The organism is Telluria antibiotica (assembly GCF_011682055.1).
GTDB lineage: Bacteria > Pseudomonadota > Gammaproteobacteria > Burkholderiales > Burkholderiaceae_D > Telluria > Telluria antibiotica.
On record NZ_JAAQOM010000001.1, the window covers coordinates 580,902 to 596,244 of the forward strand.

Annotated in this window: 14 protein-coding genes; all 14 read right to left on the minus strand. The window is 70.3% G+C overall.

Translation table 11 applies throughout. From position 1 onward, the window contains the following. Positions 1-12 precede the first annotated feature (12 nt). Positions 13-813: a crotonase/enoyl-CoA hydratase family protein gene (locus HAV22_RS02330; protein WP_166856070.1), complete on the minus strand. Its 801-nt coding sequence runs from the start codon at positions 811-813 to the stop codon at positions 13-15. Continuing rightward, positions 810-1,856 (minus strand): acyl-CoA dehydrogenase family protein, encoded by a 1,047-nt coding sequence (locus tag HAV22_RS02335; protein WP_229421014.1) that lies wholly within the window; start codon positions 1,854-1,856, stop codon positions 810-812. Before HAV22_RS02335 ends, HAV22_RS02330 begins: the two co-directional genes overlap by 4 nt. 11 nt (positions 1,857-1,867) lie before the next feature. Continuing rightward, on the minus strand, positions 1,868-3,013 hold the full coding sequence (locus tag HAV22_RS02340) for an acyl-CoA dehydrogenase family protein (protein WP_166856074.1): 1,146 nt from the start codon (positions 3,011-3,013) through the stop codon (positions 1,868-1,870). 76 nt (positions 3,014-3,089) lie between these two features. Next, a complete protein-coding gene (locus HAV22_RS02345; RefSeq protein ID WP_166856076.1) occupies positions 3,090-4,397 on the minus strand; it encodes an amidohydrolase family protein in 1,308 nt (435 codons plus the stop codon). A gap of 125 nt (positions 4,398-4,522) precedes the next feature. Then, positions 4,523-5,797, minus strand: a complete 1,275-nt coding sequence (locus tag HAV22_RS02350) for a cytochrome P450 (protein WP_166856078.1) — start codon at positions 5,795-5,797, stop codon at positions 4,523-4,525. 115 nt (positions 5,798-5,912) lie between these two features. Next, on the minus strand, positions 5,913-6,683 hold the full coding sequence (locus HAV22_RS02355; protein ID WP_166856080.1) for an SDR family NAD(P)-dependent oxidoreductase: 771 nt from the start codon (positions 6,681-6,683) through the stop codon (positions 5,913-5,915). Positions 6,684-6,696: 13 nt separating this feature from the next. Beyond that, positions 6,697-7,896 carry an MFS transporter gene (locus tag HAV22_RS02360; RefSeq protein WP_229421015.1) on the minus strand — a complete coding sequence of 400 codons (1,200 nt, stop codon included), beginning with the start codon at positions 7,894-7,896 and terminating at the stop codon, positions 6,697-6,699. Then, a complete protein-coding gene (locus HAV22_RS02365) occupies positions 7,889-8,935 on the minus strand; it encodes a phosphotransferase family protein (protein ID WP_166856082.1) in 1,047 nt (348 codons plus the stop codon). Before HAV22_RS02365 ends, HAV22_RS02360 begins: the two co-directional genes overlap by 8 nt. Next, positions 8,932-10,206: an acyl-CoA dehydrogenase family protein gene (locus HAV22_RS02370; protein WP_166856084.1), complete on the minus strand. Its 1,275-nt coding sequence runs from the start codon at positions 10,204-10,206 to the stop codon at positions 8,932-8,934. The genes HAV22_RS02365 and HAV22_RS02370 overlap by 4 nt, the downstream gene beginning before the upstream one ends. A gap of 38 nt (positions 10,207-10,244) precedes the next feature. Next, a complete protein-coding gene (locus HAV22_RS02375; RefSeq protein ID WP_166856086.1) occupies positions 10,245-10,982 on the minus strand; it encodes an SDR family NAD(P)-dependent oxidoreductase in 738 nt (245 codons plus the stop codon). A gap of 3 nt (positions 10,983-10,985) precedes the next feature. Continuing rightward, positions 10,986-13,262, minus strand: a complete 2,277-nt coding sequence (locus HAV22_RS02380) for a CoA transferase (RefSeq protein ID WP_371869504.1) — start codon at positions 13,260-13,262, stop codon at positions 10,986-10,988. Next, positions 13,259-13,774 (minus strand): carboxymuconolactone decarboxylase family protein, encoded by a 516-nt coding sequence (locus tag HAV22_RS02385; protein ID WP_371869505.1) that lies wholly within the window; start codon positions 13,772-13,774, stop codon positions 13,259-13,261. The genes HAV22_RS02380 and HAV22_RS02385 overlap by 4 nt, the downstream gene beginning before the upstream one ends. 158 nt (positions 13,775-13,932) lie before the next feature. Next, positions 13,933-14,289: a nuclear transport factor 2 family protein gene (locus HAV22_RS02390; protein ID WP_166856087.1), complete on the minus strand. Its 357-nt coding sequence runs from the start codon at positions 14,287-14,289 to the stop codon at positions 13,933-13,935. Then, positions 14,286-15,341 carry a hypothetical protein gene (locus HAV22_RS02395; RefSeq protein ID WP_166856089.1) on the minus strand — a complete coding sequence of 352 codons (1,056 nt, stop codon included), beginning with the start codon at positions 15,339-15,341 and terminating at the stop codon, positions 14,286-14,288. The genes HAV22_RS02390 and HAV22_RS02395 overlap by 4 nt, the downstream gene beginning before the upstream one ends. Positions 15,342-15,343 lie beyond the last annotated feature (2 nt).

Here is a 15,343-nt window from a genome sequence, read left to right on the forward strand (position 1 = left end):
GATGATCCGGGCCTAGCGGCCCTGGTATTGCGGTTCGCGCTTGCCGAGGAAGGCGGACACCGCCTCGGCATGGTCCTCGGTGTGATGGGCCAGCGCCTGGTAGGCGGCCGACATCTCGAGCAGCGAGTCGAGCCGCATGTGCTGGCCCTCGCGCAGCAGGCGCTTGGTCAGGCGCAGCCCATGCGAAGGATTGGCCGCCATGCGGCGCGCGAGCGCCAGCGCCGTGTCGTGCAACTGCGCCGCCGGCACCACCTCGGTCACGAGGCCCCACGCCAGCGCGGTGGCGGCGTCGATCGCGTCGCCGGTCAGCGCCATCAGGCTGGCCTTCGGCATGCCGACGATGCGCGGCAGCAGCCAGGCGCCGCCGTCGCCGGGCACGATGCCCAGCTTGACGAAGCTCTCGGCGAACTTGGCGCCGTCGGCCGCGATCCGCACGTCGCACATGCAGGCGAGATCGAGGCCGGCGCCGATCGCCGGGCCGTTCAGCGCCGCGATCACCGGGACGTCCAGGTTGTACAGGCAGGTCGGGATGCGCTGGATGCCGTTGCGGTAGCTTTCGCTGACCTCGTACGGCGAGCCGGCGAAGATGCCGCCGCGCTCGGCCATGTCCTTGACGTTGCCGCCCGCGCAGAAGGCGGGGCCGTTCCCGGTCAGGATGATCACCTTCACGCTCCGGTCGAGCCGTACCGCCGCGCACAGGTCGACGAATTCCTGCATCTGCGCCGGCGTGGTCAGGGCGTTGCGTGTCTCGGGGCTGTCCATCCGCACCGTCAGGATCGCGTCCTCGCGTTCGATTGCCAGGAAGGGGCTCATGCGCGCTGCTCCTGCAGGGTATCGAAACGGCCGTCGGTGACGCCGGGCCAGAAGCCCTGCGAACCGGCGGCGCAGACCGCCCGCCCCAGCCGCTGCGACCAGGCGCTGGCCGAACCGAACTCGCTGCGCCAGGACCACAGCCGGCGCGTGCTCAGGTGCAGCGAGTGCTCGTGCGTGAAGCCGATCGCGCCGTGCACCGCGTGGGCCACGCTCGCGCCGATGCCGGCCGCCTCGGACGCGCAGATCTTGGCGGCGATCGCCTGCAGTCGCACGATGCGCGTGTCCGCCGCCGCGAACGCCGCCTCGGCCGCCATCACCGCCGCGGCTGCGTGCTCGGCCAGCACCGCCACCTGGTGCTGGATCGCCTGGAAGCTGCCGATCGGCTTGCCGAACTGGACTCGTTCGCCGGCATACGTGGTGGCGAGTGCCAGCACGCCTTCCAGCGCACCCGCGATCTGGGCCGCGCGTACCATGGCGCCGCCCAGCAGCAGCACGTCCGCCGGCCAGCCCGCCGGCAGCGGCGCCTGGGCGACCGGCGCAACGCCCTCGAACACCAGTGCCGCGCGCGACTCGGCGGCGACGTTGGCGCCGTCGCGGCGACGCGCCGCCCCGGTCGGCAGCAGCACGACGGCCGGCTCGGCGCCGCCCGTCACCGCCACTACCAGAGGTACGGCGTCGCCCCAGGGAACGTCGAGTGCTTCGCCGCTCACCACGCCATCCCGCAGCCGCAGCGAGCCGGCACCGGCGACGGTGACCGCGCCGGCTGCCGGCGCCAGCCCTGCCGCGCCCAGCAGCCAGTTGGCAAGTATCGCTTCCGGCAGCGGCAGCGGCAGGTTGAAGCGCCCGGCCAGGCGGATCACGCCGCACACGTCGGTCCATCTGGCGCCCGCCCCGCCCAGCGCCTCGGGCGCGAGCGCCACCGGGAACCCGGACTCCTCGACAGCCGTCCACATTGCTTGCGGCCAGTGGCCGTCCTCGCACGCCAGCACCGCAGCGGGGCTGGCCAGGTCGGCGAACAGGCGCTCGACCGTTGAATCGAACATTTGTCTCATGATTAACGCATTCCCAATCCGCGCGCGATGATTCCGCGGAGTATTTCGCGCGTACCGCCGCGCAGTGAAAATGAAGGTGCCTCCTGCATCAGGTAGGCAAGCACGCCGGCATGGTCGCCGCCGCCGCGCGTGGCGGGGGCGACGTCCAGCAGCGCCTCGGCGAGCTCCGGGATGTCCTGCTCGAAGGTCGTTCCCAGTTCCTTGACGACCGACGCTTCCCAGGCCGGGTTACGGCCGGCCGCCAGTTGGGCGGTGACCGCCAGCGACATCTGGCGCAAGGTGATCAGTCGCGCGGTCAGGCGGCCGATGTCCCGGGCCTGCAGCGCGTCCGGGTCCGCGCCGACCGCCCCGACCAGCGACTGCAGCAGCGTGATGGAGCTCAGGAAACGTTCCGGTCCGCTGCGCTCGAAGGCCAGTTCGGCCGTGACCTGGGCCCAACCCTGGCCCTCGGTGCCGATCAGGGCGCCGGCGTCGAGCGCCACGTCGTCGAAGAACACCTCGTTGAAATGGCTGGCGCCGGTCAGGTCCTTGATCGGGCGGATCGTGATGCCCGGCAGCGACAGGTCGATGATGAACTGCGACAGGCCCTCGTTGCGCCGGCTGTCCGGATCGGTGCGCAGCAGCGCGATCATGTAGTGCGAGCGGTGGGCGTTGGTCGTCCAGACTTTCTGGCCGTTGACGATCCACTTGTCGCCGGCACGCCGCGCGCTGCTCTTGATCGAGGCCAGGTCGGAACCGGAGTTCGGCTCGCTCATACCGATGCAGAAGAACTGCTCGCCGCGGCAGATCGCGGGCAGGTGGAAATCCTTCTGCGCCTCGGTGCCGTAGTGCAGGATCTGCGGGCCGCTCTGGCGGTCGGCGAACCAGTGCGCCGACACGGGCGCGCCGGCCGCCAGCAGTTCCTCGATGACGACGTAGCGGGCGAACGGGCTGGCCTCGGCGCCGCCATAACGTTTCGGCAAGGCCATGCCGATCCAGCCGCGCTCGCCGAGTCGGCGGCTGAAGCGGGCATCGAATCCCATCCAGGACTCGGCGCGCCGGACCGGCGGGACGTCCGCCAGCGCGTCGGCGAGGAAGCCGCGCACCTCGGCGCGGATCGCCTCGGCCTCGGGCGGGATGGGGCTGTAGGTGAACTGGTCAATGGACATGGTCGCTCATGCTTCGAATGGGCATTGGAACGATCGCTCCACGCGCGCCGGCGCGGAGCGATCGCGGCAGTGAGGGTCAGAGCGCGGTCTGCGCGTCCGCGGCGGCGAACATCTTGTTGATGTCGCCCGACGTCACCGGACGGTTCGGGTCGCGTTCCGGCGCCGCGCCGCCCAGGCCCAGGGCCGGTTCGGTGCTGACGTGGGTAGCCTGCGCCTTGAGGGCACCGACCGTGCAGTTTTCGCGGCCGAGGATGGCGAACGGGTCGTACGAGAACTCGCGCATCGCGTTCAGGTGGGTGATCTTGTTGATCACCTCGTCCGACAGGTGTTGCGCCTGCTTCCAGAACACGTCGGCCGAGTTCGGCCAGGTGCAGTCGGAGTGCGGGTAGTCGCATTCCCACGTGACCTTGTCGACATTGATCGAGTCCAGGTTCTTCAGGCCGAACGCATCCTCGATGAAGCAGGTGATGATATGTTCGTTGAAGATCTCGCTGGGCTTCTTGCCGCCGAAGTTGGAGTTGGTCCACTCGTGGTGATGGCTGTGGGTGAAATCCGCGCGCTCGAGCAGGTACGGAATCCAGCCGATGCCGCCTTCCGACAACGCCATGCGCAGCTTCGGATACTTCTTCCACATCGGCGCCCAGATCCAGTCCGCGGCCGAGTTCGAGATCGAGATCGGCATGGAGGTGATCCAGGCGTCGATCGGCGATTCGTCCGACGCGTGCGCGGCCTTGACGCCGGTGCCGATGTGGCAGCAGATGACGACGTCGTTGTCGGCGCACGCCTTCCACAGCGGATCCCAGTGGTCGTTGTGGATCGACGGGTAGCCGTGCACGGTCGGGTTGTCGGACAGCGTCAGCGCGTGCACGCCCTGGGCCGCGAGGCGCTTGACTTCCGCCGCGGCGGCCTGCATGTCCCACCAGGGCACCATCATCAGCGGAATGAAGCGGCCCGGCGCGGCGTTGCACCAGTCGTGCAGGTGCCAGTCGTTGTAGGCCTGGATCGCGGCGAGGCTGACTTCCTTGTCGTTCATCATCTGGAAGCGCTGGCCGGCGAAGCCCGGGAAGGTCGGGAAGCACAGCGAACCGAGCACGCCGTTGGCGTTCATGTCCTCGACACGCGCCTTGATGTCCCAGGTACCGCGGCGCATTTGCTCGTAGGAAAGCGGCTCCATGCCGTACTCTTCCTTCGGGCGGCCGACCACCGAGTTCAGGCCCATGTAGCCGGTCGCGCGGTCTTCGAACACCCAGACGTCGCGGCCCTTGATGTTCTCCACGCGCGGCTGGCGGCCCTTAAACCTGGCGGGCATGTGGCGGTCGAAAGCGCCGCGCGGTTCGATCGCGTGGTCGTCCACGCTGACAAGGATCAGGTCTTCAAATTTCATGTTTGTCTCCAAGGAATGGAATACGCTCCAATGCGGAACGGCTTTCTTCTGCCGTCAATTCTAGAACAGAATCCGGATTTTTTTAAACACTTTTTTGGATTCTGTTCATAAAAATGTTGAAGCGTTCAATCCCAGACCACGTGGACGTGCTTCGGCCCGCGCAGCTGGGCGCCGGTGATGCGCGGCGGCGGCTGGTCCGGATCGAGGCGCAGGTTGGGCATGAGGTCGAGCACGGCGTTGACCGCGACCTGCAGTTCGGTCTTGGCGATGAACTGGCCGATGCACATGTGCGGGCCGAAGCCGAAGCCGAACGACGGCTTGGGTCTGCGGTCGATATCGAATTCCTCGCTGCGTTCGAACGCCTCCTCGTCGCGGTTGGCGGACGTGACGATGCACTGGACCATGGCGCCTTTCGGAATCGCCATGCCGGCCAGTTCCAGATCCTGCGCGGCCTGGCGCACCTTGAACGTGGCCACCGGCTCGAAGCGGATCGCCTCGTCGATGGCCTTCGGCAACAGGCTGCGGTCGGCTCGTACGCGCGCCAACAGTTCGGGCCGCTCCAGCAGCAAGGTCATCAGGGTACCGAAGGTGCGCGTGGTCGTCTCGGCGGCGGCCGGAAGCAGCGAGCGCACGAACGTCGTGACTTCATGGTCGTCGAAGCGGCGGCCGTCGCTTTCGGCACGGATCAGGCGGCTGATCAGGTCGTCGCTTTCGGCACCGTTGCGGCGCACCTCCACCACCGCCTCGTGCGTGGCGTCGTACAGCGCCTTGGCCGCCTCCATGGCGGCCTTGCGTGCCTGCGCGGCCTTCTCGGCATCGACCTGCGGACCGGCCAGGATCGCCAGCGCCCATGCCGCATACTGCTTGATCTTCTCGGGGTCGTTGCCGGGGAAACCGATCAGCGCGTAGATCAAGCGGATCGGGAACAGCAGGCCGAAATCCATCAGGTCGGCCTTCTTTTCGGCCGCCAGCGGCTGCAGGAATTCCGTGCGCACGATCGGGTCCATCTTGGTGTCGCGCCAACTGTTCACGACCTCTGGCATGAAGATCGGCTGCAGCAACGCGCGCGCCTTCTTGTGGGCCTCGCCGTCCATGCCCGTGAGGATCAGGCCGTCGAAGAACGACCCCAGGCCTTCGGCGATGAAGCCGCTGGTGTAGTTGGCGGCATCGCGCAGCACCGCCATCACCTCCTTGTACTTGAACACCGTGAAGGTCGGGCGGTTCGGATCCAGCCCGGCGATGTTCGGCACCCCGAGCTTGCCCATGAAATTCTCGGCGATGATCGGCGAGTTCCTGCGCATGTCGCGGTAGATCGCGTGCAGGTCGACGTCCTCGCCGCGGTAGTTGTCGGCTACGCCGGAATAGGCGCTCTCCAGGCTCACTTTGCTTGCACTGCTCATTGTCATCCTCCATTGGTCTGACCTGGACACCGCCCAGGCCTAATTTGAACACTTTTCGAGATAGTGCTCCATTTATGGGGAATTGCCAAGCAATATGAGCCGGCCGGCGCCGATTTCAGGGGATCATCAGCCCGCCGTCCACCGCCAGCGTCTGGCCGGTGATGAAGCGCGCGCCCTCGCCCATCATGAACACGACGAAGGGGGTCATGTCGCGGTCGGGATCGCCCAGCTTGCCGCCGAGCGGAATCAGCCCGGCCATCATGCGGTCGTGGTCGGCCAGCGCGGCGGCGTCCATGCGCGCGCGGTGCGCCTCGTACATCGGCGTCCACATGCCCGGCGCGGCGGCGTTGACGCTGATGCCGTGGCGGCCCCATTCCTTGGCCACGGTCCGGGTCCAGCCCAGCACGGCCGCCTTCGCCGCCGAGTAATGGGCGCAGCCGGGCAGTCCCATGACGCCCGCCGCCGAACCGAAGTTCAGGATGCGCCCGCCGCGCTCGCGCAGGTACGGGAAGGCGGCCTGGTTGGTGTTCAGGGTGCCGCGCGCATTCACGTCGAACATCAGGTCCCAGTCGGCGTCGGCGATCGATTCCGCCGGCGCCGCGCGCTCGATGCCGGCGATGTTGACCAGGCCGTCGAGCCCGCCCAGCCACGCCATGGCCTCCCTGAACGCGCCCTCCACCTCGCCGCGCAGCCGCACGTCGCAGTGGAAGTAGCTGGCCGCCCCCGGCCCGGCGGCGTCGGCACGTGCCGCCTGCTCCCGCCCCGCGGCGTCGTTCACGTCCATGGCGGCGACCCGCGCCCCGGCCGCGACCAGGCCGCGCAATACGCTGGCGCCTATGCCGCCGGCGGTGCCGGTGACGATCAGGCGCTTGCCTTCGAGTGTCATGCTCTCTCCCCTGTTAAACCTCGCGATGGAAACGGATGGTGCGCGCCTGCAGGCTGCCAAGCCCGAGGGCGCCCGCCATCAACCAGAACAGAACTGCCGCGCCGGCGCCGGTGCCGATCGCGCCGAACACCAGCGGCATCACGGCCATCGACGCGTGCAAGGTCATCGAGCGCAGCGCCAGGGCCTCTCCCTGGCGCTCGGGCGGCGTCGCGTCGTGCAGCGTGGCCAGGATGGCCGGCTGCACCAGGCCCAGCCCGATGCCCAGGATGCCCGCGCAGGCCGCCATGGCCCAGGCACTGTGGAACAACGGATAGGCCGCGAACACGGCGCAGGTGAGCAGCAGCGCGCCGCACAGCAGCGCGCGGCGCGACAGGCGTGCCGCGACCAGCGGCATCAGGAGCCGCACCGTCATCGACGCCACGGCGTAGGACGCGAGCACCAGTCCCAGCGCGGAAGCGTTCAGGCCGCGCTCGACGCCCAGCAGCGGCAAGGCGAAACCGTGCACGTCCCAGCTGACCGACACCAGCCAGCTGATGAAGACGAGCCGGCGCACGGACGCCAGCCGCAGCAGATCCCAGGCCGAGGTCTTGCGCGCCCCCGGCATCGGGGCCGGCCGCGGCGCCTCGCGCGGCACCGCCTGCGCCGCCAGGAGGGTGGCGACGGGCAGCAGCGCCAGCGCGAGAAAGGCGGCGGAAAATCCGGCGCGATCGATCAGGAAGCCCGCCAGCATCGGCCCGAACAGGCCGGCCAGCGCCGGCGCGAGCGCGATCCAGCTGAACACGCGCAGGCGCTCGCCGTCGCTGCGGGCGAACCGGCTGGCGCTGCGCTGGATCGCGATCATGCCGAAGCCCGCCCCTGCCCCGCACAGGGCGGCGGCGGCGCACAGCGTGAAGCGGTTCTGCAGCGCGGCCGCCAGCAACGTGCCGCCCAGCGAACACAGGGCGGCGAGGCGCACCGGCAGGTGGTAGCCGCGCCGGTCCGCCAGGCGCCCGGCCGGCAGCGCCAGCAGCGCCGGGAACAGCGCGAACATCGTCATCACCAGCCCCACCGACCAAGCGGAATGCCCCAGCCGCAGCACGTTCAGCGGCGCCGCCAGGCGCACGCCCTGCACGCACGCATGCAGGCCGACCTGGCAGGCGACCATGGCGGCCAGCGCCGGACGCATGGCGCGCGCCGCGGCCGCGTCCCGGGTGTCCGCCGCGGGACTATGCATGGCCGACCCCGATGGCTTCCCGCGCCTGTTCCAGCAGCCGCACGGCCGAGGCATGGTGCGCGTCCCCGGTGGCGCGCGGGGCCTGGCCGGCGCACGCGCGGGCATGACTCGCCTCGAGCATGATGGCGAGCTTGAAGCGCGCCAGCGCGACGTACCAGTCGATGGCGCCCAGGTCACGCCGGCTGCCGGCGCCGTAGCGCGCTACCAGTTCGGCCGTCGTCGCCAGCCCGGCCGCGGGGGCGACGCGGATCGTGCCCGCGCCGCGGCCCTGCGCATCCGGCCAGGTGGCGACCAGCCAGCCCAGGTCCAGCAGCGGATCGCCGACGGTGGCCAGCTCCCAGTCGATGATGGCGGCCAGGCGCGGGCTGTCGCGCCGGAACATGACGTTCCCGAGATGGTAGTCGCCGTGCAGGATGCCCGGCGTGAACCGGGCCGGCACGCGTTCGCGCAGCCACTGCGCCACGTCGTCCAGCCCGGGCAGCGCGTGCGGCCCCGGCCAGCCGGCATAGTGGCGGCACGCGTCGAGATGGCGCAGCCAGCGCGGTACCTGGCGCTCGAGGAAGCCGTCGGGCTTGCCGAAATCGGCCAGGCCGGCCTCGCCGGGGTCGATCTCGCCCAGGCGCAGCAGGCCGTCGACCATCGCCAGCCCCATCTGCCGGCGCCAGGCGGGGTCGCCGGCGTACGGCGGCGGCAGCGGGTCGGGCGTGGCGGTGAACCCGTCCACCGGCATCATCAGGTAGAACGGCACGCCCAGCACCGCGTCGTCGTCGCAACTGGCGATCAACGCGGCGTGCGGCACCGCGCTGCACGCCAGCGCCCGCAGCACCCGCGCTTCGCGCAGGAAGCCGCGCCGGACGTCCGGGCCGGCCTCCGGCCGCGGGCAACGCAGCACGTACTCGGCGCCCACGGCCCGCCGGAAGCGCAGGAGGATGTTCTGGGTGCCGCCGGTCAGCGCGGTCGCGGTGCCGACCGGTCCTTCGCCGAGGCCGAGCAGGTCCATCCAGCACGCGAGCGCCTGCAGGTCGAGCGCGGCGCTCACGCGGGCTCCGTGCCGAATTTAACCGCCGCCGCGGCGGCCGCGGTCGGGCGGTGATAGGCGGGGAACAGCGCGTCGCTCGGCGCGTAGTCGCGCAGCAGCTGGCGCGCGAGCGTCACCTTGTGCACCTCGGTCGGCCCGTCGGCCAGTCCCATCTGGTAGGCGCGCACAATCATCCCGACGAACGGCATCTCGTTGGAGACGCCGATCGACCCGTGCACCTGCAGGGCGCTTGAGGCGATGTCGTGCAGGACCTTCGGCATGGTCGCCTTGACCGCCGCGATATCCTTGCGGACCTTCTGGTAATCGTGGTACTTGTCGATGCGCCAGGCCGTGCGCATCACGAGCAGGCGGAACTGCTCGAGCTGGATCCAGGCATCGGCGATCTTGTCCTGCACCATCTGCTTGTCCGCCAGCAGCGAGCCCTGGGTGCTGCGCGACAGCGCCCGCTCGCACAGCGCGTCGAGCGCCTTCTGCGCCTGGCCGACGACGCGCATCGCGTGGTGCACACGCCCGCCGCCCAGGCGCACCTGAGCAATCGCGAAGGCCTCCCCGGGCCCGCCCAGCATGCAGTCGGCGCCGACGCGGACCCGGCGGAAGTCCAGGTAGGCGTGGGTCGCCTCGGGGTCGTCGGCGACGCCGACGTTGCGGATGATCTCGATGCCCGGCGTGTCGGCCGGCACCACGAACATGCTCATGCCGTGGTAGGGCGAGACCGCCGGATCGGTCACCGCCATCACGATGTAGAAGGCGGCGTAGCGCGCGTTCGAGGCGAACCATTTCTGGCCGTCGATCACCCAGCCGTCGCCGTCGCGCACGGCGCGCGAGGTGAACACCTTCGGGTCGGCGCCGCCCTGCGGCTCGGTCATGGCGAAACAGGACACGACCTCGTTGGCCAGCAGCGGTTCGAGGAAGCGCCGTTTCTGTTCCGGCGTGCCGTAGGCGGCCAGGATCTCGCAATTGCCGGAATCCGGCGCATGGGCGCCGAACACGATCGGCGCGAAAAGCGCGCGGCCCAGGATTTCGTTCATCAGGCCCAGCTTGACCTGGCCGTAGCCGGCGCCGCCCAGTTCGGGACCGAGGTGGCACGCCCACAGCCTGCGCTCTTTCACCTGGCGCTGCAGCGGGCGCACCAGTTGTCTGAAGCGCGGGTCGTGGATGTTCCACGGGCTGCCCAGTACATGTTCGAGCGGCTCCACCTCGTCGCGTACGAACTGCACCATCCAGTCCAGCTCCGCCTGGAAGGCCGGATCGGTCTCGAAATCCCATGCCATGTCGTGTCTCCTGATGTGATAGTTTCGTCCCGCCCCGCTCAGGCCAGCAGCAGGCCGCCGTCGACCAGAAGGGTCTGTCCGAGCATGTAGGCCGCTAGCGGCGACGCCAGGAACAGCGCGGCCCCGGCCATGTCGGCCGGCGTGCCGAGCCGGCCCAGCGGGATCTTGCGCAGCGCCGACTCGAGCCGGTCCGGATGGCCGGTCGTCACGCGCGTGAGCTTGGTGGCGACCAGGCCGGGCGCGATGCCGTTGACCCGGATGCCGTCGCGCGCCCAGGCCTCGCCCAAGGTGCGCGTGAGGCCGAAGGCGCCGGTCTTGGACGCGTTGTAGGCCGGTGTCCCGACGGTCGAGTGGAACGCGGCGGCCGAGCTGACGATGATCATCGTCCCCTGGGCCCGCGCCAGCATGCCGTGGAAACGGTCGCCGCAGGCCATCAGGCTCACCAGGTTGACGTTGACGACCTCGCGGAACGCCTCGACCTTGAATTCCTCGCGCCGGTAGCGCACGGTGCCCTGGGCGCACACCAGGACATCGAGCCGGTCGAAGGCCGGCGTCGTCGCCGCCACCTCGGCGGCGTTGCCGACGTCGACCCGGGCGTAGTGCAGGCCCGCCAGGTCGGAGCCCTCCGCCGCGTCGTAGTCGGCGGCACGGGCACGGGTGCCCCACACGTGCACCTCGGCGCCCCGTGCGCGGAACGCCTGGGCGATGCCGTTGCCGATGCCGCTGGAACCGCCGACCACCAGCACGGTCTTGCCTGAAAAATCGAGTTCGTTCATGGGTTATCCAATCGATGGGTTCGGGCTGCTGCTCAGGCCCTGTCGTTCCAGCGCCGCGACCTGGGCCGCGTCGAGGCCGAGCAGGTCCCAGACTTGTCGGCTGTGTTCTCCGAGCGCCGGCGGCGCGCGGTCCAGCGCCAGCGGCAGGTCGCCGAAATCCCAGAATGCGCCGACCTGCTCGAGCTCCCCGTACACGGCATGGCGATAGCGCGCATGCAGGCCGGCGGCGGCATGGCCGGGATCGTCGTAGAAGGTGTCGCCCTGCTGTTCCAGTGCCGGCTGGGCCGCTACGCCGGCGGCGCGCAGCCGCGCCAGCGCGTCCGCGCGTGGCAGCGCGGCGAACCAGGCCTCGCGTTGGGCGGGCGCCCCGGCCAGGCCGGCCAGGGCCCGCGCTTCGCCCTCGTCCAGCGCCGCCACCGCGAGCCAGCCATCCAGGCAGCGGTACAGGCGGTGATCGGGCGAGACGCCGGTCTGCGCCGCGTCCAGGGGGGCGACCGGCGTGACCGTGCCGTCGGCCAGCATCACCGCCTCCGCGACGGTCGGCAAGGTGGCGCCCAGCAGCGACGCCGCGACCGACTGTCCTTCCCCGCCGTCGTCGCGCCGGTACAACGCCAGCAACACGGCGAACACCGAGGACAGGGCGGCAAGATAGTCGCCGACCCCGAAGCGCAGCCACATCGGCGGATTGCCGGCGCCGCCGCATGCTGTCTCCCAGCCGCACGCTGCCTGCATCAGCTGGTCGAAGCCCGGCCAGTCCTTCCGTTCACCCGCCGGGCCGTAGGAACTGATATGACAGAACACCAGCGACGGCTTGATGTGCCTGAGGGCCGCGTCGTCCACGCCGAGCTTGCGCGCGGCCGGCAGGCGGATATTGTGGTGCACCACGTCGGCCCAGCGCACGAGCGCGGCCAGCGCGGGCGCCGCGTCGGGCGCGCCGAGCTTGAGCGTGACGCCCAGCTTGCCGCGCTGCGTGCCGGCAAAGACCCGCTCGAGGCGCCGCATCGCGTCGCCCGCCGGCGGCTCGACCTTGATCACGTCGGCGCCGAGATCGGCCAGCAGCATGGTGGCGAAGGGACCGGCGAGGTAGGCGCCCAGGTCGAGGACCTTGATGCCGGCCAGGGGCGGCAACGCAGCGGCCGTGGCGGCGGCCGGCGCCGGCGCCGCAGGTTCGCGTCCGCGTAAATCCGCCGGCGCCGGCTCGAGCGCGCGCAGCGGCCCGCGCACCCGCGGCGGCGGCGTGCTCAGGTAGGCCGGCCCCGGCTGCCACACCGTGCCGCGCCGCGGGTCGTCGAGCGCGACGGCATAACCGTTGACCCGCGCCTGTTCGCTGGCATAGATGGCGCCGAACGGCGCCGCAACCTGGGCGGCGACGTCGTGCGCCCAGAAGTGCTCGACCCACGCCTGCGCGGGACGGGTCGCCATGATGGCCTTGTTGGCGCCGAAATTGGGCGCCACGTGGCTCGGCGGGTATTTCGCATTTTCCGCCGCCACCGCCGCCGGCCCCATGGCCGCCAGCGCCTCCGCCATCCAGGGCGCCGCGTCGGGCGAATAATGGACGTGGACCCATTTGCCGTCCTGGCAGCGGTGCAGCGGGATCGGCGTGCTCTTCGACAGCCCCCGGGCGAACGCCGGCGTCGGCCGTTGCGCGCGGGCCCAGTGCATGCCCATCGGCGCCAGCGCCGCCTGGGCCAGGCTCGTATGGGCGGCGCCGCCGCGGCCGTCGCGGCGCCGCGCGACCAGGCGCGCCATCACCCCGATGGCGCAGAACCACGCGGCCAGCCAGCCGGCGAACGGCATGCGCACGAAGACCGGGCCGGCGCGGTGGCCGGGCTGCTCGTCGAGCAGGCCGAGGCGCGCCAGCACCAGGGTCTCGCGCGCAGGAGACGTCGCCAGCGGGTGGTGCCGCGGCCAGCCGCCGATGGCGGAAACGACCAGGCCGGGGTAGGTCCGGGCGAGCGCCGCATCGTCCAGGCCGAGCGCCTGCGCCTGCGCGGGACCAAGGCCGTGCAGCAGCACGTCGGCGCCGTCCAGCAGTTGCGCGAGCGTCGCGCGCCCGGCCGCACCGTCGAGGTCGAGCGCCACGCGCCGCTTGCCGCGGTTGAGCACCGAGAACAGCACCGAGTCGGCGGCGGGCGCGCCGCCCGGCGGCTCGATCCGGATCACCTCGGCGCCGGCTTCGGACAGTTGCAGGCCGGCCGCCGGGCCGGCGATTGTCCCGCCTGGCTCGTCGCAGGCCAGCTCGATCACGCGGATGCCGTGCAGGATCGGCCGGCCGGTCACGGCGCGTCCTCGTAGGCCTGCTGCACATACGTCATGCGCCCGCCGGCCAGCATCAGCGCGCAGAACATGTTCAGCTCGACGATTTCGGGAATTGTGAAGTGACGCTTGAGCGACGCGAACACCGCGTCGTCGATGGCCGTGTAGTCGCCCACGAACAGCTCGGCGTAGCGCAGCGCGGCCTGCTCGGCCGGTGAAAAGCGGGCCGAGTCCGCGGCCAGGCAGGCCAGGTCGTCCGCATCGACGCTGTCGTCCTTGCGCGCGAGCTGGCAGGCCTTGCAATTCGTGATCGATGCGATCCGGAGCCGCACCAGCTCCTTCAGGCGGCCGGGCAGCACCCCGCGCAGGTGCATGGCTTCCAGGGTGGCGAGCCAGGACGCCGCCGCTTCCGGCCGGTGCGCCCAGACCTGGACCGGCAGCGTGGTGCTGAGCATGCGGCTGGCGCGCCCGCGCGCGACCGCCGCGCCCAGCTCCGGCGGCAATGCGTCCAGCGGCACCGGCGGCAGGCGGCTCACGGCGTTGCCCCTGGCACGTCGTACGGAACTCCAGCCATGCTTGTCTCCTTCCCACTGTCATGCCGGCGAGCGCCGGCGCGGGATAACTTTATTGAACAAAATTTCTATTTATGTTCAATATAAACGCGTTTCCGGAAATTGTCGACGTTCTTGTGCATTCACCCGTGCCGGATGAAGTAGCGCACCAGCAGCCTGCCGTCCGGCTCGAAGCGATACAGCTCGATGGTCTCGATGATCGTGCCGTCGCGTCTCGACCGGTTGCGGTTGTGGCAGGCCGCCTCGGCGCCGTTGACGATGAGCGCCGCCTCCTCGATCTCGATGGCGGCGTTCTGCCGTTCCCACATCGCGTCCAGCACCGCCCAGCCGTCCGTGGCCGGGCGGCCGACGTACTCGATGGCCAGGCCGCCGGCCGCGGCCGCGCGGTACGCGGCGAGGAAGCCGGCCCGGTCGCCGGCATTCCAGCAGGCGACCTGGGTGTGCATGAAGTGGCGGATGCTGTCCTCGTTCATGCTCATGCCTGCTCTCCCGCGCCGGCCAGACTCACCGGTCGCACGTTGCGCGCGCTGCCGTTGCGCCGGTCCGTCTCTCCCCAGCCGAGCGAACGGTCCGGCGTGCGCGTGTCGCCGCGGCGCCGCCAGCGGCCTTCCTGCTGGGCCGTGATCGGGAAGCCGCCGACGAAATCGATCATTTCGCCCTTGGGATCGGGCACGAATTCCCAGGTCTCGACGCCGCCGACGACGATGTGCGCACGTTCGACGAAATAGCTGCCCGGCTTGTGCACGACCTCGCCCTCGATATCCGTGGTGCAGCGGATCTCGCCTTTCTCGTTCTGGAAGATGGCGTAGCCGAGCCTGCCATGGCCGACCATGAAGGAGCCGAGGTCCCAGCTGCCGTCGGTGTACACGGTGACGAAGGTCCACCAGATCACGTGCATGCCGTGGTTGACCACCAGGTCCTTCTTGAAATGGATGGCGCCGCCCTCCGCCATCCAGGCCTGGTCCAGCGTGATGAAGCCTTTCACGGCCCGGCCTTCGCACATGCCAGCAACATCGTACAACTGCGAGACGTAGAACGTGCCCCAGTCGCGCCCCGGCAGATACCACTGCATGCCCTGGCCGAGCAGGCGCCCTTCCAGTGCGAACAGCCCGTCTTCCTGCCAGCTGAAGTGCGTGCCGGACGCCGTGATCCGCCACGGGTTGCCCGCCTCGTCCTCGTGGCTGGCCCAGCCGGCGGTGTCACCGTCCAGCCAGCGCCGCGGGAACATGGTCGGCGCCTGCGCCGCGCTGCGCGCCTTGTCGATGCGCACGTGCCTGCCGTCGCCGATGCGGGTCGACTGGTAGATGAACTTGGTCGGGTTCGGGCTGCTGCCCGGCGCGTTGAGGGCGCGCACCATCGCGTAAATGTCGCCCCCGGCGTCGCGCACGCATCCGAAGGGCATGTGCTTGGTCAGCTTCAGGCCGAAGTGGTCGCGCAGGTCGGCCAGGCCGGCGCCGGTCACCTTCTGCGGTCCCACCAAGCACTGGTAATCGAAATCGGCGCGTTCCGGCACGGTCTTGAATGTCTGCATGG